The organism is Martelella sp. NC20 (genome assembly GCF_013459645.1).
In the GTDB taxonomy this organism is placed as follows: Bacteria; Pseudomonadota; Alphaproteobacteria; order Rhizobiales; family Rhizobiaceae; genus Martelella.
In genome coordinates this window covers 2,854,241-2,877,040 of sequence record NZ_CP054861.1, presented here as the reverse complement: position 1 = coordinate 2,877,040, position 22,800 = coordinate 2,854,241, and the positions used below count along the sequence as shown (strand labels likewise).

17 protein-coding genes and 1 tRNA gene are annotated in these 22,800 nt (G+C 63.2%); 9 read left to right on the top strand and 9 right to left on the bottom strand.

Translation table 11 applies throughout. The annotated features are described in order from the left end of the window. The first annotated feature begins 22 nt into the window (after positions 1-22). Positions 23-1,639 (top strand): bifunctional phosphoribosylaminoimidazolecarboxamide formyltransferase/IMP cyclohydrolase, encoded by a 1,617-nt coding sequence (gene purH / locus HQ843_RS13670; RefSeq protein WP_180897801.1) that lies wholly within the window; start codon positions 23-25, stop codon positions 1,637-1,639. On the opposite strand, the gene HQ843_RS13665 is transcribed toward purH, so the two are convergent. Then, a complete protein-coding gene (locus HQ843_RS13665) occupies positions 1,620-2,942 on the bottom strand; it encodes an MFS transporter (protein WP_246710422.1) in 1,323 nt (440 codons plus the stop codon). The two genes, purH and HQ843_RS13665, sit on opposite strands and share 20 nt — an antisense overlap. A 133-nt stretch (positions 2,943-3,075) precedes the next feature. Continuing rightward, entirely contained in the window at positions 3,076-7,857 is a 4,782-nt protein-coding gene (locus HQ843_RS13660) for an NAD-glutamate dehydrogenase (RefSeq protein ID WP_180897803.1), read from the bottom strand. 214 nt (positions 7,858-8,071) lie between these two features. On the opposite strand from HQ843_RS13660, the gene pdxY reads away from it, so the two are divergent. Together pdxY and HQ843_RS13650 are read left to right on the top strand one after the other, a co-directional pair. Next, entirely contained in the window at positions 8,072-8,953 is an 882-nt protein-coding gene (pdxY, locus tag HQ843_RS13655) for a pyridoxal kinase (protein WP_180897804.1), read from the top strand. Between the two features lie 38 nt (positions 8,954-8,991). Further along, complete coding sequence (locus tag HQ843_RS13650; RefSeq protein ID WP_180897805.1) at positions 8,992-9,630, top strand: carbonic anhydrase; 639 nt, start codon at positions 8,992-8,994, stop codon at positions 9,628-9,630. A gap of 22 nt (positions 9,631-9,652) precedes the next feature. Here HQ843_RS13650 and HQ843_RS13645 read toward each other — a convergent pair whose 3' ends face one another. After that, on the bottom strand, positions 9,653-10,090 hold the full coding sequence (locus HQ843_RS13645; RefSeq protein WP_180897806.1) for a metallopeptidase family protein: 438 nt from the start codon (positions 10,088-10,090) through the stop codon (positions 9,653-9,655). 425 nt (positions 10,091-10,515) lie between these two features. Here HQ843_RS13645 and HQ843_RS13640 point away from each other — a divergent pair. Then, positions 10,516-10,592 (top strand) — tRNA-Met (locus HQ843_RS13640). A gap of 122 nt (positions 10,593-10,714) precedes the next feature. Here HQ843_RS13640 and HQ843_RS13635 read toward each other — a convergent pair. Next, positions 10,715-11,824: an AbrB family transcriptional regulator gene (locus HQ843_RS13635; protein WP_180897807.1), complete on the bottom strand. Its 1,110-nt coding sequence runs from the start codon at positions 11,822-11,824 to the stop codon at positions 10,715-10,717. A gap of 221 nt (positions 11,825-12,045) precedes the next feature. Between HQ843_RS13635 and HQ843_RS13630 the strand changes: the two genes are divergently transcribed. The 4 genes from HQ843_RS13630 to HQ843_RS13615 all read left to right on the top strand — a co-directional run bounded on the left by HQ843_RS13630 (position 12,046) and on the right by HQ843_RS13615 (position 16,170). Then, positions 12,046-13,197 carry a CaiB/BaiF CoA transferase family protein gene (locus tag HQ843_RS13630; protein ID WP_180897808.1) on the top strand — a complete coding sequence of 384 codons (1,152 nt, stop codon included), beginning with the start codon at positions 12,046-12,048 and terminating at the stop codon, positions 13,195-13,197. Positions 13,198-13,260: 63 nt separating this feature from the next. Then, the gene (locus HQ843_RS13625; RefSeq protein ID WP_180897809.1) at positions 13,261-13,878 is read left to right on the top strand and encodes a TetR/AcrR family transcriptional regulator; all 618 of its coding nucleotides are present in this window, start codon (positions 13,261-13,263) and stop codon (positions 13,876-13,878) included. 449 nt (positions 13,879-14,327) lie between these two features. Beyond that, complete coding sequence (locus tag HQ843_RS13620; protein ID WP_180897810.1) at positions 14,328-15,287, top strand: helix-turn-helix domain-containing protein; 960 nt, start codon at positions 14,328-14,330, stop codon at positions 15,285-15,287. A gap of 175 nt (positions 15,288-15,462) precedes the next feature. Then, on the top strand, positions 15,463-16,170 hold the full coding sequence (locus tag HQ843_RS13615; protein WP_246710107.1) for a carbonic anhydrase: 708 nt from the start codon (positions 15,463-15,465) through the stop codon (positions 16,168-16,170). A 78-nt stretch (positions 16,171-16,248) separates the two neighbouring features. On the opposite strand, the gene HQ843_RS13610 is transcribed toward HQ843_RS13615, so the two are convergent. Then, a complete protein-coding gene (locus HQ843_RS13610; protein WP_180897811.1) occupies positions 16,249-17,280 on the bottom strand; it encodes an aspartate-semialdehyde dehydrogenase in 1,032 nt (343 codons plus the stop codon). A gap of 262 nt (positions 17,281-17,542) precedes the next feature. Next, a complete protein-coding gene (locus HQ843_RS13605; RefSeq protein WP_180897812.1) occupies positions 17,543-18,373 on the bottom strand; it encodes a phosphatase PAP2 family protein in 831 nt (276 codons plus the stop codon). Positions 18,374-18,711: 338 nt separating this feature from the next. On the opposite strand from HQ843_RS13605, the gene HQ843_RS13600 reads away from it, so the two are divergent. Continuing rightward, positions 18,712-19,662 (top strand): IS110 family RNA-guided transposase, encoded by a 951-nt coding sequence (locus HQ843_RS13600; RefSeq protein ID WP_180897736.1) that lies wholly within the window; start codon positions 18,712-18,714, stop codon positions 19,660-19,662. 11 nt (positions 19,663-19,673) lie between these two features. On the opposite strand, the gene HQ843_RS13595 is transcribed toward HQ843_RS13600, so the two are convergent. The 3 genes from HQ843_RS13595 to HQ843_RS13585 form a co-directional block, all read right to left on the bottom strand. Then, positions 19,674-20,423, bottom strand: a complete 750-nt coding sequence (locus tag HQ843_RS13595; RefSeq protein WP_180897813.1) for a phosphatase PAP2 family protein — start codon at positions 20,421-20,423, stop codon at positions 19,674-19,676. A gap of 109 nt (positions 20,424-20,532) precedes the next feature. Continuing rightward, positions 20,533-21,648: a 3-isopropylmalate dehydrogenase gene (leuB, locus tag HQ843_RS13590; RefSeq protein WP_180897814.1), complete on the bottom strand. Its 1,116-nt coding sequence runs from the start codon at positions 21,646-21,648 to the stop codon at positions 20,533-20,535. Between the two features lie 134 nt (positions 21,649-21,782). After that, a complete protein-coding gene (locus HQ843_RS13585) occupies positions 21,783-22,757 on the bottom strand; it encodes a polysaccharide deacetylase family protein (RefSeq protein ID WP_180897815.1) in 975 nt (324 codons plus the stop codon). Positions 22,758-22,800 lie beyond the last annotated feature (43 nt).

The window sequence follows — 22,800 nt, the reverse complement described above, 5'->3', positions numbered from 1 at the left end:
CGACCGCCCGAAGGACATCGCCATGGCTGTCGCCTCCAAGAAAATTCCAGCACCCGATCTCGTCACCGTGAAGACCGCGCTGCTCTCTGTCTCCGACAAGAGCGGCATCGTCGAATTCGCAAGCGCGCTTGCGGCCCGCGGGATCAGGCTGCTTTCGACCGGCGGCACCCACAAGGCGCTGGCCGAGGCCGGTCTCGAGGTGACAGACGTCTCCGCCATCACCGGCTTTCCCGAGATCATGGATGGCCGGGTCAAGACGCTGCATCCGAATGTCCATGGCGGCCTGCTCGCGATCCGCGACGACGAGGAGCATCAGGCTGCGATGCGCGAGCACGGCATTTCCGGCATCGATCTCGCGGTCATCAACCTCTATCCGTTCGAAGAGGTTCGCGCCGCCGGCGGCGATTATCCGACCACGGTAGAAAATATCGATATCGGCGGCCCGGCGATGATCCGTGCGGCCGCCAAGAACCACGCCTATGTCACCGTGATCACCGATCCGGCCGATTATGACGAGGTGAGCGAGGCGATCGAGGCCGGAAACGGCACCGTGCCCTACGCGCTCCGGCAGAACCTCGCCGCCCGCGCCTATGCCCGCACGGCCGCCTATGACGCCGCGATTTCCGGCTGGTTCGCTGAGGCGCTGTCGCTTGCAAACCCGCGCCACATGACGCTTGGCGGCACGCTGCGCCAGGAAATGCGCTATGGCGAAAACCCGCATCAGGCCGCAGCCTTCTACGTCACCGGCGACAAGCGCCCGGGCGTGGCAAACGCCGTGCAGCATCAGGGCAAGCAGCTTTCCTACAACAATATCAACGACACCGACGCCGCCTTCGAACTGGTTGCGGAGTTCCCGCCGGAAGCAACCCCCGCCTGCGCCATCATCAAGCACGCCAACCCCTGCGGCGTGGCGCGTGCGCAAACGCTGGTCGAGGCCTACCGGCGGGCGCTCGCCTGCGACAGCCAGTCGGCCTTCGGCGGCATCGTCGCGCTCAACCGCACGCTCGATGGCGAGACCGCCTCGGAAATCGTCAAGCTGTTCACCGAGGTGATCATCGCGCCCGACGCCGATGACGCCGCCCGCGAAATCATCGCCGCGAAGAAGAACCTGCGCCTGCTCACCACCGGCGGCCTGCCGGATCCGCGCGCGCGCGGCATGAATTTCAAGACCGTCGCCGGCGGCTTCCTGGTGCAATCGCGCGACACCGCGATGATCGACGAGATCGAGCTCAACGTGGTTACCGAACGCGCGCCGACCGACCGCGAGCTCGAGGACATGAAGATGGCCTTCGCGATCGCCAAGCACGTCAAGTCGAACGCAATCGTCTACGTCAAGGATGGCCAGACCGCCGGCATCGGCGCCGGCCAGATGAGCCGCATCGATTCAGCCCGGATTGCCGGCATCAAGGCCGAGGAAGCCGCGAAAGCCGCCGGCTGGCCCGAGCCGATGACCAGGGGCTCGGCCGTCGCCTCGGAAGCCTTCTTCCCGTTCGCCGACGGGCTGCTCTCTGCCGTGGCCGCGGGCGCCACCGCCGTGATCCAGCCGGGCGGTTCGATCCGCGATCAGGAGGTGATCGACGCCGCCAACGCCAATGGCGTGGCGATGGTGTTCACCGGGGTCAGGACCTTCCGTCACTGACGGCAACCGTCGCGGGCACGAACAACGCCAGCCCGGCGACCAGAAACACCAGCAGGCTCGCCATGCCGATATTCGGCGAGCCCGTCCAGCTTGTGAGCAAGGCGAAACCGGCCGTCGCCATGAAGCTCGTCATCCGCCCGGTCAGCGAGAACAGGCCGAAGAAGCGGCCTGCCTCCGACGCATCGACGGCGACCGCAAGAAACGCGCGCGAGCCCGCCTGCACGGGACCGAATGCGAGGCCGATGATAACGCCGTAAAGCAGAAACGCCTTTTCCGCGCCCGACGAGAACAGCCCGCCATGGGCCGGCAAAAGCGGTATTGCCCCGAACAGCGTGGCATCGACGCTGGTGGAGACCACGCCGAAGGTCGCGGCAATCAGCATCGAAAGCGTGACGATCACCACCCGTCCGGCGCTGACGCGGCGGCTGAGCCGGGCAGCAACGAAGCAGCCGAAAATGGCGGCGACATTGAGGATCATGCCGTAAATGCCGATCTCGGTGATCGACCAGCCGAACATCGAGGCGGCAAATGCGCCGCCGAGGATCAGGAGACCGTTGAGGCCGTCCATGTAGAGCATGCGGGCGATGAAGAAACGGAACAGCGCCGGGCGTCGTCTGAGGCTGAGAAGGGTCGAGAGAAAGTCGGCAAGCCCTCCCCCCAGCCGCCTGCCTGCCCCGCCTGCTTTTATGCTGTCGGGCGTGAGCAGAATCATCGGCATCAGAAAAACCAGATACCACAGCGCCGCAAGCGGCCCCGCCAGCCGCGCCGGCTCGCCTTCGGCCGCCGACAGGCCGAAGACCGGAGGGCGGCCCAGTATCGTGAGGCCGGTGTCGGGATCGGCGGACACGAACAGCAGGAACAGCACGAGAAAGATCATGCCGCCCAGATAGCCGAGCCCCCAGGCATCGTTGGAAATCCGGGAGATCGCTCCCCGCTCCACCAGCCGGGGCAGCATGGCATCGTTGAAGACCACCGAGAGTTCGGCGGCAATCGTGGCGAACACGATCATCACCGCAGGCCAGAAATAGCCCGAGCCCGGCGCCGCATGCCAGAGCATGGCAAGGCTCGCGATCTGCACGATTGAAAGGGCGCAGATGAAGCGCTTGTTGCCGCCGACGGCATCCGAGAGCGCGCCGGCAAGCGGGGCCGTGAGCGCAATCACGAGGCCCGCCACCGTCGCCGCGTTGGCCCAGGCCGTCTGGCCCGCGACCTTGTCCGGACCGAGTGAGGCAACGAAATAGGGGCCGAAGATGAAGGTGATGATCACCGTGAAAAAGGGCTGCGCCGCCCAGTCGAAGAACATCCACCCCAGAATGCCCGACCGGCCCGCCGCGCGCCCGTCCACCCTGCCCTCAGCCAATGTCACTGCCCTGCCCCCTGTCACGCCTGCCGCCATCCGATAGAATGACGGCGGGCGTTGCGCAAGTCATCCGCGATCAGACGAGATCACGCGCCAGATCTCCCAGGAGACCGGCGGCCACGGTTGTCTTCGCGATTGTCGGGTCTCCGGACGCGGCAAGGCGCGAGAGCTGATCGGTGATCTGCAGCACCCGCCTGGAATGGGCCTCGCGCCAGGCTTCGACAGGTTCTTCCTGATCGCCATGGCCAATCAGCGCGTTGGCCGCCAGATCGCGGCGGCTTGCGGAAATCTGGTCCATGGACCGGGCGAGCGCGAGCGAATCGTAGAAATCGGTGGGACTCATCCGGCTCGCCGCCGACAGCAGCGGCGAGACATAGAACATATTCGTCACCTCGAAATAGGCCTTCGCCGCCTGTTCCAGGCTCTGGCCGCTGCGGCTTGCGATCTGCAACGCCTCCGGCACGAACATCATGGACAGGTGTTGGGCAAGACGCCGCGACAGCACTTCCGGCACGCCCGCCTGCAGCCAGCCAGCCTCCTGGCCCGCCAGCCATTCGGCGCGCGCTTCCGGCAGCAGATCCCCGATTTCCGACTCGAACAGCGAGAACGCGTCACGCAGCTTTTCGACCGAGCCGGCGATATCCCCCTCGGCGAGGCCGTTGCGCAGCAGCAGATGCGTCAGGATCCGGAACACATAGCGAAGCTGGGTATAGATCGCGTTCTGGACATCGCCATCGATCGTGCCGTCAAGCGCATTGACCGCTTCCCAGACCTCCTCCATCGCGAAACCGTCGCGCGCGATGATCGCGGCCTTGACCACCTCCGCCGGCGTCGCCGCCGTCAGATCGCAGGCATTGATGACGAATTCCGGTCCGCCGCGATTGATCACGTCATTGGCAAGCCTGGTGGAGATGATCTCCCGGCGCAGGCGATGGCCGGCGATATCGTCTGAGAACGCCTCGCGCATACGCTCCGGGAAATAGCCGTAGAGCAGCGGCACCATATAGGGATCGTCCGGCAGGTCGCTTTCCAGAAGCTGGTCGAACAGCACGATCTTGCCGTAGGACAGCAGCACCCCGGTCTCGGCCCGCGTCATCGCCTGGTCGGCCTGGCGGCGGGTTTTCAGCGCCTCCTCATCCGGCAGCGTTTCCACGGCGCGATCGAGATGGCCCTCGCGTTCCATAACCTCCATCATCCGCGACAGCGACAACAGGCTCTGCAGCCCCTGGCGGGTGCTGAGCGAGATCGCGAGCGTCTGGAGATAGTTGTTTTCGAGCACGATTTCCGCCACCGCCTCGGTCATCTCCGCAAGCAGGCGGTCGCGGTCCCCGCGCGACAGCCTGCCCGCGCGCATCGCGGAGGCGAGCGCGATCTTGATGTTGACCTCGACGTCGGAGCAGTTGACGCCCGCGGAATTGTCGATGGCGTCGGAATTGCAGCGACCGCCCTTGAGCCCGAAGGCAATGCGGCCCTTCTGGGTGACGCCGAGATTGGCGCCCTCGCCGATGACCTTGACGCGAAGCTCGTTGGCATTGATACGGATCGCATCATTGCCGCGATCGCCGACCTCGGCATTGGTCTCGCCCGCGGCCTTGATATAGGTGCCGATGCCGCCGAACCACAGCAGATCGACCTCGCTCTTGAGGATCGCGGTCATCACCTCGAACGGCGAATATTGCGCGGCCTCGAGCCCGATCGCGGCTGCCGCCTCGGGCGTCAGCGTCACGGATTTCACATTGCGGGAGATGATCATGCCGCCCGCCGACATCTTCTCCCGGTCATAGTCCTGCCAGCTTGAGCGCGGCAGATCGAACAACCGCTTGCGCTCGGCGAAGCCCGCCGCCGGATCGGGATCCGGGTCGATGAAGATATCGCGGTGATCGAAGGCGGCCACCAGCCGGATCTTTTCGGAAAGCAGCATGCCGTTGCCGAACACATCGCCCGACATGTCGCCGACGCCGGCAACGGTAAACGGCGTGGTCTGGATATCGATGTTCATCTCGCGGAAATGCCGTTTTACCGCTTCCCAGCCGCCGCGCGCGGTAATGCCCATCTTCTTGTGGTCATAGCCGGCCGAGCCGCCCGAGGCGAAAGCATCGTCAAGCCAGAAATCCGCCTCCTGCGCCAGAGCATTGGCGGTGTCGGAGAAAGTCGCCGTGCCCTTGTCGGCGGCGACCACGAAATAGGGGTCGTCCTCATCGGCGCGCACCGTATCCTTCGGCGGCACCACCTCGCCGTCGATGATATTGTCGGTGATCGACAGCAGGGTGCGGATATAGCTCTTATAGGCCTCGCGGCCGGCGTTGAACACGTCCTCGCGACTGCCGCCCACGGGCAGGTTCTTCGGATAGAAGCCGCCCTTGGCCCCGACCGGCACGATCACCGCGTTCTTGACCTGCTGGGCCTTGACCAGACCCAGCACCTCGGTGCGGTAATCCTGCCCGCGATCCGACCATCTGAGCCCGCCACGCGCGACCTTGCCGAAGCGCAGATGCACGCCCTCCACCTGCGGGCCGTAGAGATAGACCTCGCGGAACGGCCGTGGCTGCGGCAGGATGGCAAGCGATTGCGAGGCGAATTTGAACGCGAGGTTGGGGCGCGGCGCGCCGTCCTCGTCCGTCTGGAAATAATTGGTCCGCAGCGTCGCGTCGATCAGCTTGACGAACAGCCGCAATATCCGGTCGTCATCGATATTGGGGACGCCTTCGAGCCCTTCCGTGATCGTGCCGCGCGCGCTTTTCAGCCCGTTGCTGCGGGCCTCATCGGAAAGGGCGGGATCGAAGGCGGTCTCGAACATGGAAAACAGCGCCCGCGAAATCACCGGATACTGGCAAAGCGAGTGCGCGATGTAGTCGCCGGTATAGTTGACGCCGGCCTGGCGCAGATATTGCGCATAGGCCCGCAGCACATTCGCCTGACGACCGCTGAGCCGGGCCAGCAGCACCAGCCGGTTGAAACTGTCATTGCTGAGGGCGCCCCGGAAGGCATCGACGAAGGCCTCCTCAAGGCGAGCGCCATCGGCCTCCAGATCGACATCGCCCTCGACCAGTAATTCCATGTCATGAAGAACGACCTCGCTGCTCGCCACGCCGCTTTCGGCATATTCCAGGTCGAAGGTCCGTTCCGAGACAACGGAAAAGCCGAGATTTTCCAACAGCGGCACGCGCCGCGACAGCGGCAGGTGGGAGCCGGCGTGGAAGATCTTCAGGCGCAGCACCTCCGCCTCGTCCTCATGCCTGTCGCGGTAGAAGCCGATGCACATGCCGTCCTTGGCCGCGGATGCGATCAGCCCGATATCGGCATAGGCGTCATCAGGCGAGAACGCCTCGTGATAGGCCTCGTTGCCGTCAATTTCGGGCGCGCCGGGACCGGCGAGTTCCTTGAAGCGCTCCGTCCAGTCGGCCGCAAGCCGTGTAACCTCGGCCTCGAGTTCGGCCTGCGGCACGTCCGGCGTCTTGTCCATGCTGCGCCGTCCGATGATGAAATGCACCCGCGCCGAACGGCCCTCCGGGAACGACGGATAATAGGCGGAAACCCGGCCATGGTAGACGCTGGCGAGATAGTCGCCGATCTTTTCGCGCAGGCGCGAATCGTAAAGATTGCGCGGCACATAGACGAGCACCGACACGAACCGGTCGAAATTGTCGATCCTGCTCAGCACCCGGATGCGCGGCCGGTCCGCGACCGCCATGATCTGTTCGCAGAAAGAGGCAAGCAGCGGCGCGGGCGCCTGGAACAATTCGTCGCGTGGATAGGATTCCAGAGTGTTCTGGAGCATCCGCCCCGCATGGCTCTTTGGCTCGAAGCCGAAGCGGCGGGTGACATCCGCGATCTTGGCACGAAGCAGCGGAATGCGCACCGCCGACTGGGTATAGGCCGTGAAGGTGAACAGGCCGACGATCCTGAGTTCGCCGACAACCTCGCCGTTTTCGCCGAAACGCTTGACGCCGATATAGTCCATATAGGCGCGGCGATGGACGGTGGAGGTGGTGTTGGCCTTGGTCACCAGAAGCAGTTTCGGTCCTTCCAGGAAGGCGATGATTTCCGGGGTGGAGACCACCGGGTTCGGTCCCCGGCGCAACACCCGCATTTCCGGATCGGAGAGAATGCCGGTCGCGGCGTCCGAGACATGCTCGACCCGCGCGCCATCGGCATCGTTGATATAGACGAGTTCGCGCATGCCGAGAAAGGTGAAATTGCCGTCCCGCAGCCAGGCGAGGAAGGCCAGCGCCTCGTCCCGCGCTCCCGCAAAGCCGGAAGGCGCCCGGGTCTCGATCTCGGTCATCGCCGTTTCGAGCTTGGCCAGCATTTCCGGCCAGCCGGCAACCGCGAGGCGGACATGGTTCAGGATATATTCGAGCCGCGCCTTCAGCCGCGCGCGCGTTTCCGGCGCCAACTGGCGCACATGAACCTGAACATGGCTGATCCGGTCGTCTTCCGCATGTTCGATGTCCGGTGAAAACGCCACCGGCTCCCTGCCCTGCGACACGACCAGGATCGGGTGAACGGCCAGCATGAAATCGCTGGTGAATTCCCCGATCTCCGCCATCACCGAATCATAGATGAACGGCATGTTGCGGTCGGTGACCGTGATCACGTCGGTGGCGATGCCTCCCGGCGCGATGCCCTCGACCTGGCCGATCGTGACCAGCGCGTCGCCGCCGTCATAGGCCGCGATCTCGCCGGCGGCATGGAAGGTTGCGGCCGCAATCGCCTCGGGCGTGTAAGGTTCGAGATCCTCGGGGCTGGCGTGTTCGAACATGAAAACCGGGTTGACGTAGGCCTTGCCGCCCTCTTTTGCCAGTCGCTCGGCCTCTAGCATCAGGGACTTGCGCTTCTGATCGGCTTTGCTTTCCATGTTTCCTCCAGCTAGTTATTTTCAAGCGGACTGCGCCGCTATTTTTTAGGCGATTTCCGCTACGAACGAAGATCGTTTAACGCCCCGGCCATGACAGCCGCTTGACAGCGCACTCCAATAGGCGATTTAGAGCGTAAATGAGACGAATGGCAAAACAATTTCATGACCTTATCGTCAAGGCTGGTTTCAGCCCACGCATCAACAGGGCCCAGATATGACATTCGCTCCCCCTGCCGGCGCCATTGTGGCGATCTCAAGCTACGTCATGCGCGGCAAGATTGGCAACCGCGCCATCGTCTTTGCACTTGAATCTCTGGGCTATAACATTTGGTCCGTGCCCACCGTCGTGCTGCCCTGGCATCCCGGCCACTGGCGCGCGACACGGCTGCAGTTTGAAGGCGAGGCATTCGCAAACGCGCTCCGCGAGCTTGGCGAAAGCCGCTGGCGCGGAGAGGTCTGTGGCGTCATCAGCGGCTATCTCGCGAATGCCGCCCAGGCCGAAGCGATCGCGGAACTGGTTGAAAACCTGCGCGCCGAAAGCCCCGGCCTGATCTATCTCTGCGATCCCGTGATCGGCGACGAAGGCGGTCTTTATGTCGGCGAAGATACCGCAAGGGCGATCCGCGACCGGCTGCTGCCGCTTGCCGATATCGCGACCCCCAACCGCTTCGAACTCTCCTGGCTTGCGAACCGCGCGCTTGCCGACAACACCGCCATGATCGACGCGGCACTTGCGCTCGGGCCCGCCGAAGTGGTGGTCACATCGGCACAGTCGATGCTGAAGGAGGGCGTGGCGACGCTGTTTGTCGATCGCAGGCAGGCGCTGCTTGCCGAGCACCAGCGTGTCGAAAATCCGCCGAACGGGCTTGGCGACCTGTTTTCCGCGCTGTTTCTGGCTGCAAGGCTGGCCGGCGCGCCGCCGGGCGAAGCGCTTGAAAAATCGACCGCTTCCGTATTCGAAACGCTGACGCGCGCGGTGCGCGAGGGATCCGATGAACTGATGCCGGAAAAGGATGCGCACAGCCTGAGGGCGCCTTTCGCAAAAGTTGGCCTTCGTCAATTGATGCATCCCTCCCGGCGACGTAAAAGAAACTGACGAGCCGGCAAGGCACCCACAAAAAGGACGGCATTCTGATGGACTCTTTCCCGCAACCCCTTCTCGACGGCTACAAGAACTTCATGTCGGGACGTTATGTCGAAGAGAGCGCCCGCTACCGCCAACTCGCCGAGGAAGGGCAGAAGCCGCAGACATTATTCATTGCCTGCTGTGATTCCAGGGCCGCCCCCGAAACGATTTTCGACGCGAGCCCGGGCGAGTTGTTCGTGGTCCGCAATGTCGCCAACATGGTGCCGCCCTATGAGCCGGACGGCCAGTATCACGGCACCTCCGCCGCCCTCGAATTTGCGGTCGAGGGGCTTGAGGTCAAGAATATCGTGGTGCTCGGCCATGGCCGCTGCGGCGGCATTCATGCAGCGCTTTCGCCGAACGCCGAGCCGTTGTCGCCGGGCGACTTCATCGGCAAGTGGATCAATCTTCTGAAACCCGCCGCCGCCCAGATGAATTCCAATTCCATCATGACGGAAGGCGAGCGCCAGACCGCGCTGGAGCGGATTTCGATCCGCAACTCGCTCGCCAATCTGCGCTCGTTTCCGAACGTGAAAGAAGCCGAGAAACAGGGCAAGCTGAAGCTCTACGGCGCCTGGTTCGACATTTCATCCGGCGAATTATGGGTGATGGACAACAAGACCGGCGATTTCATCCGTCCGGAGTGATGGAGAAACCCCGTCCGGCGTCTCAGCGCCGGGCGTCGGTGTCGACGCTTTCCTCGATGCGTTCCATGTCGTCATCCGACAGGCCGAAATGGTGACCGATTTCGTGGATCAGCACATGGCTGACGATATCGCCCAGGGTTTCCTCGTTCTCGGCCCAGTAGTCGAGGATCGGACGGCGGTATAGGGTGATCCGGTTCACCATCTCGCCCGTTTCCATGGTAAAGCGCTCCGAAACGCCGCGCCCTTCGAACAGGCCGAGCAGATCGAAAGGCGTTTCCAGCGCCATGTCCTCGAATATCTCGTCGCTCGGAAAATCCGCGATTTCGATGACGAGGTCGCCAGTGAGCGCCCGAAACGCCTCGGGCAGTTTCGCATAGGCCTCGATCGCGAGCGATTCCACGCTCTCGAGACTCGGCGAATATCGCCCCTGCCAGTCCTCGCTTTTGTTTTCACGCGCCATATAAGCTCCTTCGTCCGGCCCATATAGACTTTTTCAACGCGTATTTCGAGCAAAGAATGCGCCCTGCCTGCGTGGGAAGGGTGCAAGGCCCGGCCAGAGCGTGCAATCCCCCGCCAGCGCATCGGGCATTGGTTGGCATCGCCCGATGCTCTGGTTTCTTTATTTTAGCGCGTCGGGTTAACGAAAAACCGGATTCCGCTTTTTCACCCGACGCTCCAGGCGAGGAATTTTCCGCTTATTCGCCTGCCAATCACGACGACAGCGCCGGCCTTGCATCAATGCCCGCCGGCGATGCCAGAACCGGCGGTAATTCCAGTCATTCCCGCTTGACACCCCTTGCCGCAGGCCCTAATAACGCCCCGTCCCGCGCGGCCAAGCCGCGTTCCCGGACCACGTCTTTCCCGCCTTTTGCGGCGGACAAGGCTGGCGGAGTAGCTCAGTAGGTTAGAGCAGAGGAATCATAATCCTTGTGTCGGGGGTTCAAATCCCTCCTCCGCTACCATCAGTTCATGTCCATATCTGTTTGGCCCGCAGACGTAAGCGTGACGTCCTGCAATCTCGGCGGCGCGGGCATGCGAAGGGTCGCGACACCATCCCCTCCCTGCCGCTTACAACATCGGGTGATCAGTCGGCATCGCCCGATGTTCCGGATTGTTGGTTTTGGCGTGTCGGCGCGATCAGGAAGCGGTAGATCAGCGGCAGGAACAGGACGGCCGTCAATATCCGGACGATATGGTGGCAGGCCACGTATACCGGGTCGGCGTCGATCGAAAGCGCGATGAGGCCCATTTCCGTTACGCCGCCCGGCGCGAAGGAAATGAACCCGACAACCACGGAATTGTATCCCAGCATCGAGACAGTCAGGCCCGCGACCGCGGCAACCGACAGCGAAACAACAAGCAGCGGTAGCGACAGCACGGCCGACTTGTAGAGCGTGCGCATGTCGACCGCCGCGAATCGACCGCCAAGGCTCGCGCCGATGACGAGCTGGGTGATCTGGACGAGCGATGTGGGGATCAGGGCAAATGTGAGTCCGGTCGAATGCAGCGCCGCGCTGGTGATCATCGGACCGAGCATGTTGGCCGCCGGCAGGTTGATCTTGCGGGCGACGTAAGCGCCGATGACAGCCGCCGCCGCCAGCAGCAGTGTATCCATCAGCCCGATCGGGTTCAGCGCGTCCGGCATGCTCGCCCCGCTCGCGCTGCCTACGGGATGACCGATATAAAGGGTCAGCAGGAGGGGCACGATGGTAACCGCGAGGGAAATCCGCGCCAGATGCTGCACCACGGTCAGGGTCGGATCGCCCTTGAACCGCTCGCTGATGATCACCGCCTCCACGACGCCGCCCGGCGAGGAGGCGAAGAAGGCGGTGGCGCGATCATAGCCGCCCATTTTTTTCAGGAGCGCAAAACTGATCATCTGCGTCACAAGCGCGAACGGAACGACAAGCAGCAGCGACGGCCACCACTGGCCCATATGCACCAGCGTCTCGCGCGTGACCTGCGACCCGATCATCAGCCCGATGACGGGAATGAAGATGTTCCGCAGCGTGGTCGGCATGACCGGTATCGCGCCGAAAACCTTCGGTTTCGCCATCGCGACCACCGCCGCCGCAACGAGCGGCCCGAGCATCCACGGCAAGGGCATCCTGGCGGCGATCGCGACCCAGGCGCCCGCCGAAGCAACGGCAAGGATGACCAGAAGCCGCAATCCGTAACGCACATGTTCATTCATCGGCCCGAACCGTTTCTTCGGACCTGCAAACGGCTGCAGTCGTCTCCCCCACGCTCGAAGCGCCGACATGAAATTGCCGGTTTTACCAATGCAGACCTCCCCTTCCCGGTATCCCGTCCTGCACAGGACGCATTTGACAAGATAGCTTTTCGAATTTATTTCCGGCTAGACGGTTAATAAGTCAATAGCCGGCTCGAAATGCATCGATCGGAGGTCATGAAATGCCAGGTCTTCCCTTGCAGGGAATCAAAGTCGTCGACTTCTCGCGGGTACTCGCCGGCCCCCTGAGCACCCAGGTTCTCGGCGACCTCGGCGCTGATGTGATCAAGATCGAGCATCCCGAGCGCGGCGACGACACCCGTGATTGGGGAATTCGCATCGGCGAGACCGAGACCACGTATTACTACGCCTTCAACCGCAACAAGCGCTCGGTCGCGCTCGATCTCGGCGATCCGGAGATGATCGAGGCGGCGCGCGCGCTGGTGGCCGATGCGGATGTCGTCGTCGAGAATTTCAAGCAGGGCGGGATGGAACGCTTCGGCTTGGGTTTCGAGGAACTGATGAAGATCAACCCGCGGATCATCTATTGCTCGATCGCAGGCTACGACCGGGCCGGAGAAGAAGCCCAACGCCCGGGATACGACCTCGTCGTCCAGGGCGAGAGCGGCCTGATGAGCATCAATGGCGAGGCCGGGCGTCCGCCGCTGAAATTCGGCGTCGCCGTCGTGGACATGTTTGCCGGGATGTATGCAGCCCAGGCGATCCTCGCGGCGCTGGTGGACGTTCAACGAACCGGACGCGGCCGTCGCGTCGATCTCGCATTATACGATTGCGGCGTCACGCTGAGCGCCTATTACGGGCTGGATGCGCTGGTCATGAAATCCGACCCGCCGCGATACGGCAACGCGCATCCGTCCGTCATCCCCTATGGCGTGTTCGACGCCGCCGACGGACCGCTCGTCATCGCGGTCGGCAACAACCGTCAGTTTCAGTCCTTATGCCGGGATGTTCTCGGGCGCACCGACATGGCCGACGATCCACGCTTTGCCACGAATATCCTGCGGTCGGAAAACCGGAGCGCGCTGATCCCCGAACTGGAGCGCGAACTGCTCAACCACAAACGCGCCGATCTGCTGAACAAGCTGGCGGCCGCCGGCATTCCATGCGGCGAGGTCCTCGGCCTTTACGAAGCCCTGTCGCACCCGCGCACCGAGGCGTCAAACATGCTGGTCACGCACAAAAACGCGAAGGGCGAAGACATTGTCTTTACCGCCCCGCCATGGCGTATCGACGGTGAGCGCTGCCGCGTTCGTCCGCCGCCGACCCTCGGGGAGCATACCGCCGAGGTTCTTGCAAGCCTAAAGAACCCCTGATCGACTGTTGACGGCAGGTAGGCAGAATTGCCTCGGCCTTCGCCATGGAGTAGCAATCGTCGGATGAACAAACGCGAAAACCGCGCCGGACCAGGCCGCCCGCCTACGATCAAGGACCCGATCCGCACGATTTGCGACGCGGCCTCCTGCCTGTTTGCCGAGAAGGGCTACGACACGACCTCGCTGCAGGATGTGGCCCATTCCGTCGGCGTGACCAAAGCCGGGCTCTACCACTATTTCCCGACAAAGCAGGCGCTGTTCGATACGATCGTCCTCAATACGCTTGCGGAACTCCATGCAGCCGCATCGTCCGAAATCGCCCGGCATACCGATCACAGCGCCAGGCTGACCGGCTTCATGTCGGCCCACGCCGCTTATTTTTCGGAGCATGGCGACAAGTATCGCGCGAGTTTCTTCGCGCGCGGCGGACGGGAGATGGCACATTACACAGCCGAACAATTACGGGCGCGCAAGGCCTATACCCGCCTTCTCGAGGACCTTCTGGCGGCCGGCGTCCGTGACGGCGCATTCGAGATCGCCGATATTCCAACCTTCGCGCGCGGCATTCTCGGAATGCTGAACTGGATGGCCCGCTGGTTCCGCGCCGACGGGCCACAAACCGCGCCGCAGATCGCGGAAAGCTACGCGAAGACGATTCTCGCCGGCATCGCACACAACTGACCTGATCCGTTTTGCGACAGCGTTGACTCGTTAAGTGTCGCGTTTACTACCGGGCCGGACGGTATTTTCCCGCCGATGCGCTCGGCTCAGGGCCGCTTGTTTGATGGATGATCAGGCTCCACAGGGGGCTGATCACAAGTGATCTTTGTGCCAGCCGACGGCGCGTTTCGAGCGGTATAATCCCGGTCAATCGCAAACGCTTCCACTGGCGGTGCGCCCTGCGGGAATATGAACAGCACAACACGCTCTCCAACGGCAAGGCTCTCCGCCGAAAGCGTACTGGCCGGTCTCGCTCCCGGCGCTTCGGCTGGCGTTTCTCGCAATCCGGACAGATGTAAACGGTTCCCTTTCATGCTATTCCCTGATTGGTATCTCCGCAGACAATTGCCCGCCCGGTCGCGCCGGGAGGGCGCCGTTGACGGAGGATTGGCCGGCGGAGGGATAGCGGGATGGCCGATATTGGGACGAAAGCGCCGGTCTTGCGATCGTCCGTGCTGACATGCGCAGCCGACCAGGCCGCGATGCAGCCATGGATCGACATGGAATGTTTTCAACTCGGCATCGGCAGAACCGTTTGCCGGATGGAGACGATCGATTTCGGCAGCCAGCAGGTGGTGCAGGAGGATCAGGCGGCCTCGGTGCAGAAAATCGGTGCGACGCCGGCCAATCTGTGCACGCTTTCCTACTGCACGCCGAACCGGGCATTCCGGTTTTCCGATCAGGGCAGCAACCATCCGGACACGGTGTTCTTCCTGCCGGAGAACACGCCATTCGATCTCTACGTGCCCGCGGGCACCCGCACGACCTATGTCAGCTTCGACCAGGCTGCTTTCATCCGGGATGCACGGATACTCAACCCGCGGCGCTGGGAAGCAGCGCCCGAGACGATCCGATCATGGACCTCGCCCCTGAAGGGCGCGCTCGCCGCGGATATCACGGCATTCAGTGGCGACGCTGCCCGCGAGCGCGGCGAGCATTGCGACAGCACGATGATCAGGGACCTGCTGCTGCAATCGGCCCTGCAGGTAGCCGCCCGGAGCGAGGGCGTCGAAGACCTTTCGCGTGCGGCGCGGGCCCGCGCCTTTGCCGTTTGCAGCCTTGCGCGCGCCTATATCGAAAGCTGCGCGGAAAGCGACCGGCTGCCGACGATCGTGGACATCTGCGCGGCCACCGGCGTCTCGGAACGCCGGCTGCAATATGCGTTTCACGAATATATCGGCATGTCGCCCAATGCCTACCTGCGTCTGCTGCGCCTCAACCGGACGCGCGCGGCGCTTGCGGCCGCCTGCCCTCGGCAGACGACGGTGACGCGGGTGGCGATACAGCACGGTTTCCTGCATTTCGGCCGGTTCGCGGGCGATTACAAACGGATATTCGGCGAAACCCCGTCGGCCACGCTCGCCTCATAGACCCGGTCGCCGGAACTGCTTTTCCTCAATTTTTGCGGAAATCGGATAGCCAATGGCGGCTGTCGCTGTAAGCCTGTCGCGGCAACCAGGAAAACTGCGCTTGCCGGTCCTGCCGGACCGATAAACAAACAGGGTCAGAGCGGCCGCCGGGTGCGCCGCAGCAGGAGGATATGCCATGTGCGATCAATGCGATAGGGGAACACTCAGCCGACGCGGCCTGCTGATGGGCGGTCTGGCGCTTTCGCTTGCGGTTCCGTTTGGCGGCCGCGCCTTCGCGCAGACCACGACCACCGCGCCGGCTTCCGCCGATGAGGCGATCCAGCGCCTGATCGACGGCAATGCGCGCTATGTGGCCAACACGCCGAACAATGCCGATCATTCGGTGGGGCGCAACACCAGGGCTGCCGGCCAGTCGCCTTTCGCCGCGATCGTTGCCTGTTCGGATTCGCGCGTGGTGCCGGAACTGATCTTCGATCAGGCGCCGGGAGACCTGTTCGTGGTGCGCGTCGCCGGCAATTTCCTGAACGAGGACGGGATCGCCAGCCTCGAATTCGCCGCCGCCGTTCTCGGCGTTCAGGCCGTCATGGTTCTCGGACACACGAGCTGCGGTGCGATACGCGCAACGATCGATTCGATCCGCGACAACGAATTGCCGCCCGGCCACCTGCCAAGCCTTGTCAACGCCATCCGGCCCGCCGTCTACAACAGCATGCAGCAGAACCCTGACGATCTGCTTGCCGCCGCCACCGCCGAAAATGCGGTCTACAACGCCCGCATCGCCGCCGAAACGGGACCGATCCTCAGCGACATGAACGGTTCGGGCGCATTGAAGTCGATCGCCGGCGTCTATGATATCGCAACCGGCAAGGTGGAATTCCTGTAAGGCGCTGCCGGCCGTACCGGAAAACACAAACGGCGCCGGAAGAAATTCCGGCGCCGTCTGCTATTGGGGCATGATGCCTCAGGCCATGGCGCGCGGCTTGACCAGGTTGCGCTCCACCAGAAGCTCGGCGATCTGGATGGCATTGAGCGCGGCGCCCTTGCGCAGATTGTCGGAGACGATCCACATGGCGAGGCCGTTTTCCACCGTCGCGTCCTCGCGGATGCGGGAAATGAAGGTCGCGTCCTCGCCGGCGCACTCGACCGGCGTCATGTAGCCGCCATCCTCATGCTTGTCGATCACCTGGCAGCCGGGCGCCTCGCGCAGTATATCGCGGGCTTCCTCGGCGCTGATTTCCTTCTCGAACTCGATATTGACCGATTCCGAGTGGCCGATGAACACCGGCACGCGCACGGCGGTGCAGGTGACCCTGATCTTCGGGTCGAGCATCTTCTTGGTCTCGGCCAGCACCTTCCATTCTTCCTTGGTGTAGCCGTCTTCCATGAAGCTGTCGATGTGCGGGATCACGTTGAAGGCGATGCGCTTGGTGAACTTCTGGTTCACGATCGGATCGGCGACGAACACGGCGCGGGTCTGGTTGAACAGCTCGTCCATGCCATCCTTGCCGGCCCCCGAAACCGACTGATAGGTCGAGACCACCAGCCGCTTGATCGTCGCGCGGTCATGCAGCGGCTTCAGCGCGACGACGAGCTGGGCGGTCGAGCAGTTCGGGTTGGCGATGATGTTGCGCTTGCGGAAGCCCTCGATCGCATCCGGGTTGACCTCCGGAACGATCAGCGGCACATCGGCGTCGTAGCGCCAGGCCGAGGAGTTGTCGATGACGACGCAGCCCTTGGCAGCAATTTTCGGCGACCACTTCTGCGAGATCGTGCCGCCGGCCGACATCAGGCAGATATCGGTCTCGGAGAAATCATGGTTTTCGAGGTTCTTCACCTTCAGCGTCTTGTCGCCATAGGAGACTTCCCTGCCAACGGAACGGCTGGAGGCAAGCGCCACGACCTCATCGGCCGGGAACCCGCGTTCTTCGAGGATGGACAGCATTTCGCGCCCGACATTACCGGTCGCGCCGACAACTGCAATCTTGAAACCCATGATGATAAGCTCTCTTTCGTTTCTCTCCTCGAAAATCGCGGGAGTGGAAGATCCGCCGAAACGGCGTCTTCCCGTCCCCGGCCGAACCGGGGAGAGAGCGGTGGGCCAGGAACGTCAGACGGTTTTCGTCGTCGTTTTCTTGGCCGATGTGAAGAAATTGCGGGCAGGCGAAATCCGGCCGCCGGCGCGGTGCGCCAGAGTGACATCAACAGCAATGTGACGCACGGATAGCGGCATTCGGCTTTTCCTTCTACCGCGAAGGCTAATGGCCCTTTTGCGTTTCCAAGTCAAGGTCTGTTTGCGGGGCCGGATGGTGCGGATGCTTGCGCATGAATTCCGGCCTCAGCGCGGAAAAGCAGTTGCGCGGCACCGGCCATCCCCGCTCGTCGATGCTGAAGACCATCCGGTAGCGCGAAAAGAAGATCGCGGTCAGATAGGTAAACCAGCTTCCAAAGGCAAGCCCGGCAATGACATCGCTTGGATAATGCGCGCCGACGATGATGCGGCTCATCGCGACGCAGACGGCAAGGCTGAAAAACAGGATGCGATGACGCGGCAGGAAAAACGCCGCCGCCGTGAAGATTACCGCAACCGTGGTGGAATGCCCCGAGGGCAAGCTCGAATAATTGCCGGCGAAACTGACCGGGTCGAAAGCGAAGGGGCTGAGATCATGATAGACTAGCATGTTCGGCCGCGGCCTGCCGATAATGCCCTTCAGAAGATTGACGACAATGCCCGAGGAGGCGACGGCGAGAAAAACGAAACTGGCGGCCTGGGCGAGAAACACGCCCTTGGCGCGCGCGCGCCGGTCACCATCATCCGCCGTACCCGCCGCCGTCATACCGAGCGCAAACACGAGAGCGCAGGTGATCAGTATCCACTCCGACTGGCCGAAATGGGTTACGAACTCGCCATATTCCTTGATCGGACCGGAGAGATCGCGGGCCATCAGCCCGACGGGATAATCGAGAATCGCGAAGGCAACGAACAGCAGGCCGGCGGCCGCAACCGCAAAGCCGCGCCAGTGCGTTGAGGGCCACGGTTGATCCTTCATCTTCCTGCGCTGGCTGAACCAGCGGTAACGCACCGACATTGCACCTCCAAATATCCGAAACCGCCCCCTCATCCAAAGGGCAACTGCCCGGGCGGATGTTAGCCGAGCCGGCCTGCGGCATCAACGCCCGCGACCGGCAGAACCTCGCAAAACGGACTAACGCCCGGGGATTGTTTGTTGAATGCAGGTTATGATGTTGGCGCAGCTGCGGGCTCTTTCACAGCCCGCAGCTGCTGTGGCAGGCGACCGTCCGAGGATTGGGCAACACCCGACGTCATCAAGGTCACTGCCGCACTCTGCCATCGCTTGGAGAGTTGATTGGGCCGCTGCCTGGCACGCCCGCAAACAATCCGAAGCCTAGAGAGGATAGCATCACCATGACCTTTTTGCATCATCCCCCGTGCCGTTGCCTTGGCGTCGATGTCGCCAAGGACACCATCGCCATTTTTGACGGCCGCATCGCGACGGTCATTCCCAACCAGCGAAAACAGATCCGGCACTTCCTGCGAAAGTGCGATGTCGACCTGGTCATTTGCGAGCCCACCGGCGGCTACGAGATCATCTTGATGGAAGAATGCCGGGGCCTGAAACTTCCGCTCCATCGCGCCGACACACGCAAGCTCAAGGCTTTCATCCGGTCACGCGGCCGCTTGGGCAAGAGCGATGCGATCGATGCGCGGGAAATGGTCGCCTATGGGCTGGAGCGATGGGCAACCCTGCCTTTATGGCATGCGGAGGACCCCTGTGAGGCAAGGCTCAAGGCTCTCGTGCGCCGCCGCGCCGATCTGGTGGCCATGAGGGTGGCCGAGCAGAATCGCGCCAAGGCCCCAAGCGCGCGCGAACTGGGCGGGCGCGACCTGGCCGCCACCTTCAAGGCCCTGCTCACTGTCCTCAACCGGCAGATCGTGCTTGTCGACAAAGCCATCAGTGCGCTGATGCGCTCCGCATCCCTTGTGCAGAGGGCCAGGACCGCAACCGCCATGAAGGGTATCGGCGAAACGACGGCCGCAGCCCTCATTGCCGCCATACCGGAACTGGGGAAGATGGACCGAAAGCAAGCAGCGGCTCTGGCGGGCCTGGCGCCTCATCCAAACGAAAGCGGCAACAAGATCGGCTACCGCAGGATGCGCGGTGGACGGCCAGCCGTGCGAACGATCCTGTTCATGCCCGCCATGCAGGCCGCACAAGGAAGGGGCGAATTCGTCGAATTCTACAAACGCCTCATCCACAACGGTAAAAAGCCAATCGTCGCCCTCGCCGCGGTCATGCGAAAGATAGTCATCACATTGAATGCAAGGTTCAGAGACCAGCTAAGCCAACAGAGTTGATGACAGCAAGATTACGACCGAAGACGGTCGCGCGGGCGCGGCCGGCGCCGGCGCACCGGAAGGCCCGTCTCCGGCACCGCAAACAGCAGCCGGTAACGGGCGAAAACGCAGGCGACAAGCACGGAAACCCAGGCGCCGTAGAACAGGCCCGCCGACACGTCGCTCGGATAGTGAGCGCCGACGGCGATGCGGGCAAAGCCGAAGAAGATTGCAAAGGCGGCGAACAACGGCCCGAGCCTCGGATAGAGCAGCGCCAGACCGGCGAAGATCGCGCCGGACGTGGTCGAATGACCGGAGGGGAAGCTTGCGTAATCATAGGCCCAGACGCCGACATTGAAGTGCAGGTCGCCGACCGTATCGAACAGGGTCGGCCGCGCCCGGCCGATCAGGCGCTTGACCACATTGACGGTGGCGCTTGCAAGCGCGACGGAACAGAACAGGTAGAAGCCCTGATGCAGCACCAGCGCCGCGCGGAACTTGGCGCGCGGACCAGCAAGAAAGGTGACCGCCGCGAGGGCAAGGAGCGTGACTGTCCCGCTTGCCCCCAATATCCACGGCGCCGTGGTGACATCGGTCAGCCGCGCGGCGAACCCCTGAAACCGCGACGACATCGCATCGCGCGCGACCGCCACCGGGCCGTCCAGGGTCGCCATGCACAGCAGCGCCAGCGTGGCCGCGGGCAACAGAAACCACGGCCAGCGCGTCGAGGAAAGGCGGAATGCGTCATGGGCAACGCGCCGCTTCCAGAACAGCGGCGGCATGCGGACACCGTTTTTGGGGAAGTTTTGGGGGACGTTTCGTCGGATCTCGCTCATCCCGACAAGATAGCGCGGCGGCGGCGGTTATAAACCCCGCCGCCGGCTCTCAGGTTCAAACGCCGAGCTTGGCGGCGAAGGCGGCGACCACGGCGTCGCCCATTTCGCTGGTGCCGACCTTGCGGCAACCGGGCGACATGATGTCGCCGGTGCGAAGCCCGTCATCCAGCACCCTGGCAATCGCGGCGTCCAGCGCCTCGGCCTCGGTGATCATGTTGAACGAATAGCGCAGGCACATCGCAAACGAGGCGAGCATGGCGAGCGGATTGGCAATCCCCTGCCCGGCGATATCGGGCGCGGAGCCATGGACCGGCTCATACATCGCCTTGCGCTTGCCGGTGACGACATCTTCCGCGCCGAGCGAGGCCGATGGCAGCATGCCGAGCGAGCCGGTCAGCATCGCCGCGACATCCGACAGCATGTCGCCGAACAGATTGTCGGTTACGATCACGTCGAACTGCTTGGGCGCGCGCACGAGCTGCATGCCGCCGGCATCGGCCAGCATGTGCGACAATTCGACATCGGCGAATTTTTCCTTGTGCACCCGGGTCACGACCTGGTTCCAGAACAGGCCGGACTTCATCACGTTGCGCTTTTCCATCGAGCAGACGCGGTTGTCGCGGGTGCGCGCCAGTTCGAAGGCGACGGCGGCGATGCGCTCGATCTCGTAGGTATCGTAGACCTGGGTGTCGATCGCGCGCTGCTGGCCGTTTTCGAGGTCGATGATTTCCTTGGGCTCGCCGAAATAGACGCCGCCGGTCAATTCGCGCACGATCAGGATATCGAGGCCTTCCACCAGTTCCGGCTTCAGCGAGGATGATGCCGCAAGCGCCGCATAGCAGATCGCCGGACGCAGATTGGCGAACAGTTCCAGATCCTTGCGCAGCCGCAGAAGCCCGGCCTCCGGGCGCACGTCATAGGCGACATTGTCCCATTTGGGGCCACCGACAGCGGCAAACATCACCGCATCGGCGGCCATCGCCAGCGCCATGTCGTCATCCGAGATCGCCTTGCCATGGGCATCATAGGCGGCGCCGCCGACAAGGCCCCTCTCGATTTCGAAACCCGCAGCGGCCTTGTCGTTCAAAAGAGCGACCACCTTGAGGAACTCGGTCGAAATTTCCGGGCCGATGCCGTCGCCGGGCAGAAGAAAGAGTTTACGCTGGCTCAATGATGCCTCCCTCGATGCTGGGCCGCGCGCCATCCGGTATGTCGGCGCCTCTGGCGGGCCGAGGCGGTTCTAGACCGCGGGACCGCGCAATTCAAGGCGGTTGAGCGCCGTTGCGGTACGTGTTGGGCCGAAAGCTATTTCAGGGGATTTGTGTCAAGGCGGGCCACCAGGGTATCGGCCTTCTGTGGCGGGACGCCATATTTGAGCTGCACCACCTTGTAGCCGCCCGCCTGCAGCCGCGCGAGCAGCGGGCCGATCGCCCGCGCGGTGCGGCCCTGCAGATCATGCATCAGCACGATCCCGCCGCCCCGGTCCTCGAGCCCGCTCATCACCCGCTCCACCAGTTGCTCGGTCGTCGCCTCGATATAATCGCGGGAATCGACATCGGCGCCGACCGGGATCAGGCCCCGGTTCTGAAGCGCCCTGTCGAGCCGTTCGTTTTCGGCCAGATAGGGAAAGCGGAAGAAGTGCGGCGTTTTGCCGGTTGCCTCCGCCACGATGGCCGCACCCCGGTCGATATTGGCGAGGGCTGCGTCAAACCCGAGCGCGGGCAGATAGGGATGCGACCAGGTGTGGGTGGCGATCGTCTGGCCGGCCTTGGCCACCAGCGCCGCCGTTTCCGGGTAATAATGCGCCATCTCGCCGACCATGAAGAACAGACCCTTGACCCCGTAGGCATCGAGCGCGTCCAGCACCGCGTTGGTGCGGCCGGGAACCGGGCCGTCATCGAAGGTCAGCACCACTTCCAGCGGCGCAAGCGTGATGTCGCGGGTCTCATCCAGATAGATCGTGCGGCCAGCAAGCGGATGATATTCCGGCTTGCCGTCCTCGCCGAGGCTGATCGACATGACCTGCGCGCCGCGATCGGCGCCGTCCACGATGCGCGAATGAATGGATCCAAGCTGCAATGGTGCGTCCTCGATCTGCACGATCTCCCCGATCGAACCCGTCGTGATCACCTCGATCGCATCCGGACCGTCGGAGATGACGCGGGCGGGAGCCGGCAGCAGCGCGGTCTTGAGGATCGCTGTGTCCCGGTCCCCGGTCGAAGCGCAGGACGCAAGCGCGAGAACGCAGAGGCCCGCCAGGCCGGTTACAAAAGAACGCATTGGTAATCCACTTCAGCCAATCAGATGCAGGACGCGAAATTCG